Annotated in this window: 7 protein-coding genes; 2 read left to right on the forward strand and 5 right to left on the reverse strand. The window is 44.3% G+C overall.

Going from position 1 to position 13,535, the window contains the following annotated elements; genetic code table 11:
• Positions 1 to 42: 42 nt before the first annotated feature.
• The 5 genes from accD to nagE all read right to left on the reverse strand — a co-directional run bounded on the left by accD (position 43) and on the right by nagE (position 10,593).
• Positions 43 to 969, reverse strand: coding sequence for an acetyl-CoA carboxylase, carboxyltransferase subunit beta (gene accD, locus AACV12_RS08275; RefSeq protein WP_170900161.1), 927 nt, complete (start codon positions 967 to 969; stop codon positions 43 to 45).
• Between the two features lie 175 nt (positions 970 to 1,144).
• A complete protein-coding gene (truA, locus tag AACV12_RS08280) occupies positions 1,145 to 1,939 on the reverse strand; it encodes a tRNA pseudouridine(38-40) synthase TruA (protein WP_026027499.1) in 795 nt (264 codons plus the stop codon).
• Positions 1,940 to 2,110: 171 nt separating this feature from the next.
• Positions 2,111 to 6,880: a FimV/HubP family polar landmark protein gene (locus tag AACV12_RS08285; RefSeq protein ID WP_170900162.1), complete on the reverse strand. Its 4,770-nt coding sequence runs from the start codon at positions 6,878 to 6,880 to the stop codon at positions 2,111 to 2,113.
• A gap of 226 nt (positions 6,881 to 7,106) precedes the next feature.
• Positions 7,107 to 8,777: a glutamine--tRNA ligase gene (glnS, locus tag AACV12_RS08290; protein ID WP_170900163.1), complete on the reverse strand. Its 1,671-nt coding sequence runs from the start codon at positions 8,775 to 8,777 to the stop codon at positions 7,107 to 7,109.
• Between the two features lie 328 nt (positions 8,778 to 9,105).
• Positions 9,106 to 10,593: an N-acetylglucosamine-specific PTS transporter subunit IIBC gene (nagE, locus tag AACV12_RS08295; RefSeq protein WP_013857296.1), complete on the reverse strand. Its 1,488-nt coding sequence runs from the start codon at positions 10,591 to 10,593 to the stop codon at positions 9,106 to 9,108.
• A gap of 489 nt (positions 10,594 to 11,082) precedes the next feature.
• Here nagE and nagA point away from each other — a divergent pair, with 489 nt between their 5' ends.
• Both nagA and nagC read left to right on the forward strand, forming a co-directional pair.
• Positions 11,083 to 12,219 (forward strand): N-acetylglucosamine-6-phosphate deacetylase, encoded by a 1,137-nt coding sequence (gene nagA / locus AACV12_RS08300; RefSeq protein WP_170900164.1) that lies wholly within the window; start codon positions 11,083 to 11,085, stop codon positions 12,217 to 12,219.
• A 2-nt stretch (positions 12,220 to 12,221) separates the two neighbouring features.
• Complete coding sequence (nagC, locus tag AACV12_RS08305) at positions 12,222 to 13,436, forward strand: DNA-binding transcriptional regulator NagC (RefSeq protein ID WP_026028126.1); 1,215 nt, start codon at positions 12,222 to 12,224, stop codon at positions 13,434 to 13,436.
• Positions 13,437 to 13,535 lie beyond the last annotated feature (99 nt).

Consider the following 13,535-nt stretch of genomic DNA (forward strand, 5'->3'; position numbering starts at 1 on the left):
AACGTTTATAACCATTAAGCAGTTAGTGTGTTAGTGCCTACTTTACCCTTTTTCGTGCGCTTCTGGTACAGCGTAATCAGGTTCAATCGGTGAATCGTCAACAGAAACGACCAACGGTGAGCTGTGATTGGTCAATTTAGCGATCAATCCCCCCACGCGTTGACGCATTTCACGGCGATCGACAATCATATCAATCGCACCATGCTCAATTAGGAATTCGCTACGTTGGAAACCTTCAGGTAGATCTTCACGTACCGTTTGTTCGATAACTCGACGACCTGCAAAACCAATCAGTGCTTTAGGTTCACCAATATTGATGTCACCAAGCATCGCTAAACTTGCCGATACGCCACCCATGGTCGGGTCCGTCATCACTGAGATATAAGGTAAGCCTTGGCTTGATAAACGTTCAAGCGCCGCACTGGTTTTTGCCATCTGCATCAATGACATTAACGCTTCTTGCATACGCGCGCCGCCACTGGCAGAAAAGCAGACCAAACCACAGTTGTTTTCTATAGCGGCATCAACAGCTCGTACGAAACGCGCACCAACTACAGACCCCATTGAACCACCCATGAAAGAAAACTCAAAAGCACAAGCAACCAAAGGCATACCCAATAGTTCGCCTTGCATCACCACAAGAGCGTCTTTCTCACCACTGCTTTTTTGAGCGGCTGAAAGGCGTTCTTTATAACGTTTTGAGTCTTTAAACTTGAGTTTATCTTGCGGCTCTAACTCGTCACCAATCTCGACACGATTCTGTTCATCAAGAAAAGTCTCTAAGCGGCGACGTGCTTTCATGCGCATGTGATGATCACATTTAGGACACACTTCCAAGTTACGCTCAAGCTCAGCGTGATATAACACTTGCTCACAAGAAGTACATTTAGTCCAAACCCCTTCAGGGATGGATGCTTTACGCGAAGTTACGATATTGCTTTTTTCTAAAATCTTTTCAAGCCAACTCATGGAAGACCTTTACTCTTAACTCTCTCGCGTGATTGCGAAAGATACAAATTTGGGATTTATGCGTGAGGATTAAAACATATAAAATGCTTAGTGTAGACAAAAAACTGGTTGTACCTATTTTCTGGCTATCATTTCCACACACGTCACGACTCTGTTTTGGACACTTTACGCGTTATTAGTTCAAATTATCAGCTAAAAATAGCGGCCCAAGCGACTCTTTTGGTAAAGAAAATTCTTCTGGATAATCAACAGCAACCAAATATAATCCTTCCGCTTTGGCTGTTGCACCCGCCAGTTTTCTATCTTTGGCTTCAAGCAACCATTTTATCCATTCGGGAGGCTGCTCACCACGGCCGACAACGATGAGGCTACCGGTAATATTTCGCACCATATGATGGACAAAAGCATTTGCTTTAATGTCGATAACGACATAGTTGCCATGCCGAGTCACATTCAAATGCATGACGTTTCGCCAAGGACTATTCGATTGACAATGCACAGCGCGAAAAGAGGTGAAATCATTTTCGCCCAATAAAAGCTGCCCTGCTTGCTGCATTTTCTCAACGTCTAAATCGCCATGATAATGACTGACACCTGAAGATAATATGCCAGGGCGATAAGCATGATTATAAATGATGTAGCGATAACGGCGTGCTGTAGCCGAAAAGCGAGCGTGAAAATCGCTTGAAACCTCAGTTGCCCAACGAACAGCGATATCTTTTGGTAAATGAGCATTGACACCCATTGTCCAAGCGACCATTTTTCGGCAAGCCGTAGTATCAAAATGTATCACCTGCCCTGTGCCGTGAACCCCTGCATCGGTGCGCCCCGCACACAATACTTCAACCGGATGGTTCGCCACAACTGTGAGTGCTTTTTCTAATTCTTCTTGGACACTTTTAACGTCACGTTGTCGCTGCCAACCATAGTATTGAGAACCATTGTACTCAATACCTAAAGCGATTCTCATCATCTGATTCTCTTTGAAAATGGGTCGGGCAGTATAATCGCAATCAAAAAAAAATTCTAATCGACAAGCCATCTACCCCCGACAACTTTCAATGTGAAGTTCAGGTCATCTGCAAGTCAGAAAAGGCTATTCAATAACAACGAGGCCGTATATTCACGGCCTCGTTTGTTTTTAAGCTCGGCGATTAATGCTGTCAATCAAGGATTTCGCTTCTCGTCGAATATCATCACTACCATCAACAATCGCTTCCTCTAACAGTTTTATCGCCCCTTTATCATCGTTCATCTCGATGTAAATTTTGGCGAGGTCAAGCTTACCCGCCGCCTCAGAGTTATTGTCTACATCGATATCACCAATGTCACCAATCACATCCGGAAATTCACTTAAACCAACATCTAACTTGAGTTCTTCATCTTCAGGGCTGATCCCCTCTTCACCCTCAACTTGAGCCATTAGCTCATCAATGGTCATGTACTGGCTCTTTTGGGCTTCAAAATCATCGAGTTCATCTTGAATTCCCCAGTTTTCATCAAGAATTTGAGGCTCGTCGGTTTGAATCTCATCGTTCCAAACGGCAAGCTCTTCTTCAGGCACGTCATCTGGGATGGAAGCTTGTTGATCTGGCGTTAAATTAAAACCGTTCCAATCTTCACCGCCTACCTCTAACATTGCATCAATATTCATACCAGCACTATCAATGGTACGAGCATCTAATGGTCGATCAAAAGAGAATGGCGCAGAAGATACACTTTCCTCATCTAGCCAATCTTTTAAGGCTTTCTCATCGAACTCCTGTTTTGAAACACTCTGCAATTGGTCTGCGTCATCATCTTCTAAAAGCGGCTGTTGATCTGTTTCTAGTGCTGGTTTGTTAATTGAAGCAAGTGCATCTTCTTCACTAAATTCAGGTAAGGCTTGCTCGTCAATCGCTTCAAAACTTTCTTGAGCAACAGGCTCTGACGCCGCCTCTTGAGGCTCAGCTATCGCATCCGCCAGCGCGTCTTCTTCTGTATATTCTGGCAGCTCAAGATCCGTAAGGTCGCTCTCGTCTTCCTTTTCTTCTTCTAGAGGAGGCTCGTTGATTGAAGCAAGTGCATCTTCTTCACTAAATTCAGGTAAGGCTTGCTCGTCAATCGCTTTAAAACTTTCTTGAGCAACAGGCTCTGACGCCGCTTCTTGAGGCTCGGCTATCGCATCCGCCAGCGCGTCTTCTTCTGTATACTCTGGCAGCTCAAGATCCGTAAGGTCGCTCTCGTCTTCCTTTTCTTCTAGAGAAGGCTCGTTGATTGAAGCAAGTGCATCTTCTTCACTAAATTCAGGCAAGGCTTGCTCGTCAATCGCTTCAAAACTTTCTTGAGCAACAGGCTCTGACGCCGCTTCTTGAGGCTCGGCTATCGCATCCGCCAGCGCGTCTTCTTCTGTGTACTCTGGAAGCTCAAGATCCGTAAGGTCGCTCTCGTCTTCCTTTTCTTCTTCTAGAGGAGGCTCGTTAATTGAAGCAAGTGCATCTTCTTCACTAAATTCAGGCAAGGCTTGCTCGTCAATCGCTTCAACACTTTCTTGAGCAACAGGCTCTGACGCCGCCTCTTGAGGCTCAGCTATCGCATCCGCCAGCGCGTCTTCTTCTGTGTACTCTGGCAGCTCAAGATCCGTAAGGTCGCTCTCGTCTTCCTTTTCTTCTTCTAGAGGAGGCTCGTTGATTGAAGCAAGTGCATCTTCTTCACTAAATTCAGGTAAGGCTTGCTCGTCAATCGCTTCAAAACTTTCTTGAGCAACAGGCTCTGACGCCGCTTCTTGAGGCTCAGCTATCGCATCCGCTAGCGCGTCTTCTTCTGTGTACTCTGGCAGCTCAAGATCCGTAAGGTCGCTCTCGTCTTCCTTTTCTTCTTCTAGAGGAGGCTCGTTAATTGAAGCAAGTGCATCTTCTTCACTGAATTCAGGCAAGGCTTGCTCGTCAATCGCTTCAAAACTTTCTTGAGCAACAGGCTCTGACGCCGCCTCTTGAGGCTCGGCTATCGCATCCGCCAGCGCGTCTTCTTCTGTGTACTCTGGCAGCTCAAGATCCGTAAGGTTGCTCTCGTCTTCCTTTTCTTCTTCTAGAGGAGGCTCGTTAATTGAAGCAAGTGCATCTTCTTCACTAAATTCAGGTAAGGCTTGCTCGTCAATCGCTTCAACACTTTCTTGAGCAACAGGCTCTGACGCCGCTTCTTGAGGCTCGGCTATCGCATCCGCCAGCGCGTCTTCTTCTGACGGCTCTGGCAGTTGGACTTCGGAAAGCTCGCTCTGTGACTGTTCTTCTAGCGATGGCTCATTAAAGGAAGCAAGGAGATCTTCTTCTTCGAACTCCACTAACTTGTCATCGTGGAGATCATCAACATGGTCCTTTGCCGATGATTCTGCTGAATTGGTTTGAAGCGGCTCAACATCAGCTTGGCTTGGTTCTTCGTCTTCTAGCTCACCAATGTCCCAGTCTTCATCTTGTGGAACTCCAAATTCGTTAGGGCTGACTTCTGGTTTGCTAACCTGTGCGGGTTCTATTTTTTCCGGGGATGTCGAGCTGCCTAGAGGTTGCTCCTCATTCGGCTTCAGATCCGGATAACTTGCCCCTTCAATTTCTGGGTTAAAATCAAATGAGTCGTCGATAAATTCTTCATCGATGTCGCCATCAACCACTCCCATCTGTTCATCATCCAGTAGAGGATCTTTTTCAGGAGCGGCACTTAGCAGATCGTCAATGAAGATGTCGCTGTTAAACTCGGAATCTTCAACGCTATCGTTTTCATTATCCAACAACTCGCTATTTTTCTGTTCGGTCTCTTCGATATTCTGAGCATGCTGCTCGATTTCCAGCAACTCTTCAAATAATGCCGTACCATCTTCTTCAGCGAGACTATCCTTATCTTCAGCACCTTCTTGCTCTTGGTCTGCCTTTTCAAACTCAAGTGATTCAGAACCATTGTCAGTAAATAGTTCGTCCAATAGCTCTGTACTATTCTCATCCAGCTCGGTTTCAATGTCGGATTCCGTAGTTTCTTCACCCAATAACTCATACAGAGTTTGATCACCAGTGAAGTCAACATCATCAATATCTTCTTCGCTCGAAGCGATGTCTTTATCGGGCTGCACAAGTTCTTCAAGTAAGTCGGTGCTTTCCGATAAGTCTGTCTCGTTCTCTTCATCATCACCGAGTAGCTCATCGAGCAGTTCGACACTGTCACTATCAATTGCTAGGACGTCTTCATCTTGCTCTTCTAATAATTCATCCAGCAGCGCTGTTTCAGTGGAGGAATCAGTTTCTATTGAGGTGAGGTCAGATTGCGCTTCAATCGTTGCGAATAGATCATCAAGTTCACTATCCGACGCTAGCTCTGCTTCTTTTAAATCGAAGTTACCGCCGGTTTTTGCTAGCTCAGGCTCTTCTGAATCCAAGTTGAAATCATCTTCGGACTCATCCAATAATGAATCAAAGTCAAAACTATCATGATGATCGTCATCACTATTGGCGGCAAACAAATCGTCAAGTAGCGATTGATCTAAAGTATCGCTTCCGAGATCTTCAGCTTTATCATCTCCAGCCAATAACGCGTCAATGTCGTCTTCAGAGATGGAATCATCATCATCGGATAAATCAAATTCTGTTTCGCCGTCATCTTCATCTAATAACGCTTCGTCTAAAGCTCGCGCCATCTCATCGAGACCGACAGCTTTTTCGTCAGCACCAACACTGATGCCGTTACTGCTAGCGGTCAAATCTTCTAAATCCGCAGCAAGATCACCATCATCGCCGATACTCGCAAATGGGTCTTCGCCATCTTCACCTTCGAGGTTGAAGTCTAAATCTGTATCGTCTAAATCGGCAAAAATGTCCGATTCTTGCTCAGCGTTGTCATCGATTTCATCATCCAGTGTGATGTCGTCACCAAATAACTTCTCACTATCATCAGACTCACCAAACAAGTCATCATCCAGCATTAAATCATCGTCAATATCTTCAAGGCTGCCAGCAGCCATTGGCGTTATAGGCTCTTGATTACCTTGAGTGACAACAGGCTGCTCCGTTGGCTTGGATCGGCGGCCAAGCAACATCACAACCAGTAAACCAATTAACAGACCAGGAATAAGGGCGAGAGCGGCGACCAACCAAGAGTTGGAAAGCAGTTGATCAAGTGCACTTGGTGCAAGCTTTTGCGCCTCTAGTGCTTTTCGACGTTCTTCATCAAGTAGCTTTTCAACTTCAGAGCGAATGCGGTTTTCGTCACCGAGTTCTCCTTTGAGTGCATCGACTTCAGATTGAACATCTGCCAGCATCAAGCGTAACTTATGATTTTTCTCTTCAAGCGCCAGTAATTCAGTATCAGATTTCGCAACTTGTGTGCCAATATCTTTTAGCACAGGTTCACTCTTCGTCTTTTCAACAACTGGTTGAGCGGCAATAGAGGCAATTGTTTTTTCAGGCAAAGCTGTAGAAGCAGCAGTAACAGGCGCTGTTGGCTGCGCCGTATTAGCATTCAATTTGGCTTGATGCGCGGCCATGATATTGACCGCTTCTTGTGTGGGCGCACTATTTACCTGTGCCAATGATGGAACACGTAAGTTGCTACCCGGAATCAAACTGTGAATATTTTGATTTTCGAACGCCTGAGGGTTTAGCCGATAAATGGCCAGCAGGGTTTGTTGTACAGTGACGTTATTCGATGGGCGTAGTCGAGTGGCAATAGACCACAAAGTGTCGCTGTCTAAGGTTGGCCCAAAAAACGTCGATGGTTGGCTATTAGCCTGCTGAAGATTACGAGTTTGAGTGAGATTTTCTGAAAATTGAGGAGAAGACTGGATCTCACCATTCGGCCCAACCAGGCGAATGCTCTCGGCACTAACGATAGAAGTCTGAGTCACGGCAACCATTGCTATCGGCAACAGTAGACGCTGAAAAATTTGACGCATATAAGGCTCAGCTATGTGCTTGGAATAAATAAATACGATGATCTGTTTAATATATCGGATAACGCTAGCAAAACTATAGGACGCAAGGTAAAAAATGTGTCACGACTACGATAATCGCAGGAATCTCACACATTTTTCCCCGCTAAGTGAGCTTGCTCAGACAAAAACAGTACCATAATAAAAAGAAAGGCCAGCATTGGCTGACCTTTTTAAATAGTACTTAAGCTTACTCTGCGTCTATTTTTGCCCAAGTGTCACGTAGACCCACTGTGCGGTTAAAAACCAACGCTTCTGGTTTAGAATCTTTCGAGTCAGCACAGAAATAACCCATGCGCTCAAACTGATAACCTTGCTCCGCGTGTGCCGACAACAAACTAGGCTCAACAAAACCATTAATTTTAACCAATGAATCTGGGTTAATGGTTTCGGCAAAGTTGTCAGCCGCCGCCGGGTTGGGAACGGTAAATAGGCGATCATACAAACGAATTTCAGCTGGCAAGGCTTTATCGGCGGATACCCAATGAATAACACCTTTCACTTTGCGTCCATCAGCCGGGTTTTTACCCAGAGTATCCATATCGTAAGTGCAGAATATTGTCGTAATATTGCCTTGTGCATCTTTTTCAATGCGCTCTGCTTTTATTACGTAAGCGCCGCGTAAGCGAACTTCTTTGCCTAAGACTAAACGTTTGTATTTCTTGTTGCCTTCTTCACGGAAATCTTCACGTTCAATCCACAATTCGCGAGTAAATGGAACTTCACGTTCGCCCATTTCAGGCTTGTTTGGATGATTTGCCAGCGTTAACGTCTCGACTTTACCCGCCTCAAAGTTTTCTATCACCACTTTTACAGGGTCAAGAACCGCCATGGCGCGAGGCGCATGTTCGTTTAAGTCTTCACGGATACAAGACTCTAACGAACTGAATTCGATCATATTTTCCTGTTTTGTCACACCTATGCGTTTGCAAAACTCACGAATCGATGCTGGTGTGAATCCACGGCGGCGTAAACCTGAAATCGTCGGCATACGTGGGTCATCCCAACCATCCACTAATTTTTCCGTAACCAGCTGGTTTAGTTTACGCTTAGACATTACCGTGTATTCAAGGTTTAAACGGCTAAACTCATACTGATGTGGTCGACAATCAATCGTGATATTTTCCAACACCCAATCGTACAGACGGCGGTTATCTTGAAACTCTAGGGTACAAATTGAGTGCGTGATCCCTTCCAAGGCATCCGAGATACAGTGGGTAAAATCGTACATTGGATAAATGCACCATTTGTTACCCGTTTGGTGATGCTCTGCGAAACGAACACGGTAAAGCACAGGATCGCGCATCACCATAAAGGATGATGCCATGTCAATCTTGGCACGTAGGCACGCTTTGCCTTCTTCGAAACCACCAGCGCGCATTTTCTCAAATAGGGCTAGGTTTTCTTCAATGCTGCGATCGCGGTACGGACTTGGCTTACCTGCTTGGGTCAATGTACCTCGATATTCACGGATCTCTTCTGGACTGAGCTCTTCAACATAAGCCAGACCTTTTTGGATCAACTCAACCGCGTATTGGTATAGTTTGTCAAAATAATCTGACGAATAACAAACATCACCAGACCATTGGAAGCCGAGCCATTTCACGTCGGCTTTGATTGACTCAACGTACTCCATATCTTCTTTTTCAGGGTTTGTATCGTCAAAACGTAAATTACACTGTCCCTGATAGTCCTGAGCAATACCAAAGTTTAAGCAGATAGATTTAGCATGACCGATGTGCAGGTAACCATTTGGCTCGGGCGGAAAACGAGTATGCACACTTGTGTGTTTGCCATCCGCTAAATCTTTATCAATGATTTGGCGAATAAAATTCGATGGACGAGCCTCAGCTTCACTCATCTATAGCACCTCAAAATTATTTAGTATCGTCAGAAGATTTTTCTGTATGTAAGAGCAGTAATGCTTGCAGAAACAGAAAGTTTGTCGCTAATGATCCACAATTATCCGCTCTTGCACAATAAAAAGTGGGCATTTCCTGCGATTATTTCAAGACATTGCCTTTTGTCTGGCTAGGCTAAGCAAAATTTCAGGCAAAGGGCGTAAGAAATAGGCAAAAGCTACCTTTGTGGGCAGCCTTAAATTTGAATAGCGCTCATTTGATGAATAAGAAAAACCTCTGCATGAAGCAGAGGCTTTAAAATAACCTAATCATCCGTTGCGATTAAGACTAAGGAAGTTTCACGCTAGAAAGATCTTCGTTTGCATTGATAGACTTCATCTCACCAGCAACGATTTCAGCAAGAGGGCCTAAGATAACTTGTAGGTTATTAGTACCCAGTTTCACCACACCCATGGCACCCAATGCTTTTAATGTTTTCTCGTCGATAATACTCATGTCATTGACAGATAAACGTAAGCGAGTGATACAAGCATCGATGTTAGATAGGTTGCTGTGACCGCCTAGAGCTTTAAGGTATTGTTTAGCGAGCTCAGAAGACTCTTTCGCGCCTGATACTTTGCTATCGCTGTCGTCATCTTCGCGACCTGGTGTTTTAAGGCCAAATTTCAAAATAACGGTACGGAAAATCACATAGTAGAGAGCAAAGAACACAATACCTTGAACTATTAGCATGTACCAATTAACCGCCAGTGGGTTACGTGATGACAATACCATATCCACAAGGCCTGCAGAGAAACCGAAACCCGCAATCCACTGCATTGAAGCAGCAATGAATACTGATAGCCCCGTCAATGCTGCATGCAGTACATATAGTGCAGGAGCAAGGAACATGAACGAGAATTCTAGAGGTTCAGTTACACCGGTAAAGAATGAAGCAAAACCAGCTGCAATCATAATAGAAGCAACTTTCTCTTTATTCTTCGCTGTAGATGTGTGGTAAATAGCCAATGCCGCACCAGGTAGACCGAACATCATAATAGGGAAGAAGCCTGCTTGGTACATACCCGTTACACCTGGGATACCAGTACCCTCAGCGATAGATTTTGCACCACCTAAGAAGTTAGGAATGTCGTTAATACCCGCAACGTCAAACCAGAATACTGAGTTCAGTGCGTGATGAAGACCAACAGGGATTAGCAAGCGGTTAAAGAACGCATAGATACCTGCACCCGCAGAACCTAGACCTTGAATCGATTCACCAAACGATACTAGACCACCATAAACATGCGGCCATACATACATCAGAACGAAGGCGATAAAAATACCAGCAAACGACGTCAAAATAGGTACTAGGCGTTTGCCAGAGAAGAAGGCTAATGCTTTATGCAGTTCTACAGTAGAGAAGCGATTGTAGATTTCAGCAGAAACAATACCTACTAAAATACCAACAAACTGGTTGTTGATTTTACCAAAAGCAGCAGGAACTGCGCTTGGATCAATACCTTGGATCTGTGCAACGGCTCCTGGAGAAAGTAAAGTCGTCACGACTAAGAAACCAACAAAACCCGACAATGCAGCAGCACCGTCTTTATCTTTAGACATACCGTAAGCCACACCAACAGCAAACAGTACAGACATGTTATCAATGATTGCAGCACCTGCTTTAATCAGGAATGCAGCCAAGGCACTGTTTGAACCCCACCCATTTGGGTCGATCCAATAACCAATACCCATTAGTATCGCGGCAGCTGGCAATGTGGCAACTGGTACCATCAACGCCTTGCCTACTTTTTGAAAGTATCCAAGAATATTCACCTTAAGTTCCCCCTATAGGATTTAGGATTTTTTGTATTTGGTTGAGCCACTTATTTTAGTCGCTCAATTTAGTCAAACTCAGTTTATGATATTAATTTTGCTCCGCAAATTAAAACCTTATCATTTGTGATCATAATCACCACAATCTGCCAAATACCAAGGTTTTTGCTAGCGAGATCATAAAACTTATTTTACAATTAAAAAAAATGGAAATTAGGCGATAATATTTGCCTGTTTCATCGTCGAATAGCATGTAAGCTAAACAACCCCGACTGGCTTTTTTCGTACAAAATGCAAACTATAACCATCAAATAACCCAGTCAAAACGAGCACTTAATTTTAATGTCATCCAGCATTGGCTGTTTGCTAGCAAGATAATTCGCGACCTAATTGAAGTAAGAAAAGAAAGCACCGTACTGGCACATTCCACCTTTCATTTCGTCGCCTCGCCAAATTTATAAAATATTGATAGATAAGGATTTGATGATTATGTACGCACTAACTAACTGTAAAATCTACACTGGCAGTGATGTGCTAGTTGACCATGCTGTGATTATCAACAACGAGTTGATTGAAGCGGTCTGTCCTATTGCGGATTTACCACAAGATATAGCGACACAAGATTTAAATGGTGCAAACCTAAGCCCAGGCTTTATCGACCTGCAATTGAATGGTTGTGGCGGTGTGATGCTGAATGATGAAGTAACCGCGACTACGATGCAGATTATGCATAAAGCTAACCTAAAATCAGGATGCACAAGCTTTTTGCCAACGTTAATCACCTCTTCAGACGAAGACATGTACAAAGCGATTTCTGCCGCACGTGAATATCACTCTCAATATAAAAACCAATCACTGGGTTTACACCTTGAAGGGCCATATCTTAATGTGATGAAAAAGGGCATTCACAGTGTGGATTTCATCCGCCCTTCAGATGACAACATGATCACCACTATGTGTGAAAATAGCGATGTGATTGCTAAAGTGACATTGGCGCCAGAGCACAACAATCCAGAACACATTGAACGTTTGGTGAAAGCTGGCATTGTGGTATCGATTGGTCACACTAACGCAACTTATACTGAAGCACGTAAAAGCTTTGAATCAGGCATCACCTTTGCCACACACTTATTTAATGCCATGACGCCGATGGTTGGACGTGAACCCGGTGTCGTTGGTGCAATTTATGACACCCCAGAAGTTTATGCTGGCATTATTGCTGATGGCTTTCATGTTGATTATGCTAACATCAGAATTGCTCACAAAATCAAAGGCGAAAAGCTTGTATTAGTGACCGATGCCACAGCTCCTGCAGGCGCTAACATGGATTACTTTATTTTTGTCGGTAAGAAAGTATATTACCGTGATGGTAAGTGTGTTGATGAAAACGGCACACTGGGCGGCTCAGCACTCACTATGATTGAGGCAGTGCAAAACACTGTTGAGCACGTTGGTATCGCATTGGACGAAGCTCTGCGGATGGCAACTCTGTATCCGGCAAAAGCAATTGGTGTGGATCACAAACTAGGCCGAGTTAAAAAAGGCATGGTGGCGAACCTCACTGCATTTGATAGAGACTTCAATGTTCAGGCGACGGTTGTTAACGGACAATACGAGCACAATTGATAATGAATGGCGGACAAATAGGTAACGTAGATTTAGTCAAACAACTCAACAGCGCAGCAGTGTACCGATTGATCGACCTACAAGGTCCGATATCTCGTATTCAAGTTGCCGATGTGAGCCAACTTGCTCCAGCAAGTGTTACAAAAATAACCCGCCAACTTCTAGAACGCGGCCTCATTAAAGAGGTCGCACAACAAGCCTCTACTGGCGGACGTAGAGCCATCTCCTTAACAACCGAAGTCGCCCCTTTTCACTCTGTCGCCGTACGTTTAGGCCGAGATTACATTCAGCTCAGCCTGTATAATTTAGGGGGCAAAGAACTCGCGTCGGACTATCACGAGTTTCACTATTCTCACCAAACACAATTAATTGAGGGGCTCCTTTTCCACCTCAATACCTTTATCAAACAACAGCAAGAGCGAATCGAACAGTTCATTGCCATTGGTATTGCCCTACCCGGCTTAGTCAACCCAGAAACGGGTGTCGTAGAATACATGCCCAACATTGCTATTGATGCACTCGCTTTAGGTGACATCATTCGTGATAATTTTCATGTTGAATGTTTTGTTGGCAACGACGTGCGCGGTATGGCGCTTGCCGAACATTATTTTGGTGCCAGCAAAGACTGTCAAGACTCTATCCTAGTCAGCGTTCACCGAGGAACTGGGGCTGGCATTATCGTCAATGGTCAAGTATTCCTAGGCTATAACCGTAACGTGGGTGAAATTGGTCATATCCAAATCGACCCACTCGGCGAACAGTGTCAATGCGGAAATTTCGGCTGTTTAGAAACGGTAGCCGCAAACCCGGCTATTATATCTCGTGTTAAAAAACTGATTGCTCAGGGCTATGAATCTAGCCTAGCGAATATAGAGAGCATTACCATCAATGATGTATGTGAGCACGCCAATCTCGGTGATGAGCTAGCAAAACAGAGCTTAATTCGAGTGGGTAATCAACTCGGTAAAGCCATTGCGATGACCATCAACTTGTTCAACCCACAAAAAGTGGTAATTGCAGGTCAAATTACAGCCGCTCAAGAGATCGTATTCCCCGCGATTCAACGAAATGTAGAGAATCAATCACTCAAAACTTTCCACACCAATTTACCCATAGTTGCGTCGCAGATTGATAAACAACCAACCATAGGTGCATTTGCTATGATTAAACGGGCAATGTTAAATGGTGTTTTACTTCAAAAATTACTTGGCGATTAAGCAACCGATTGAATTATAATAAAAGGCTGTGTCGTCATGACACAGCCTTTTTTATAACCAAAACATTATTTTTAAACCAAAGCATTACTAAAGGAATTT

This window comes from Vibrio sp. 2-2(8), from assembly GCF_963888495.1.
Lineage (GTDB): Bacteria > Pseudomonadota > Gammaproteobacteria > Enterobacterales > Vibrionaceae > Vibrio > Vibrio anguillarum.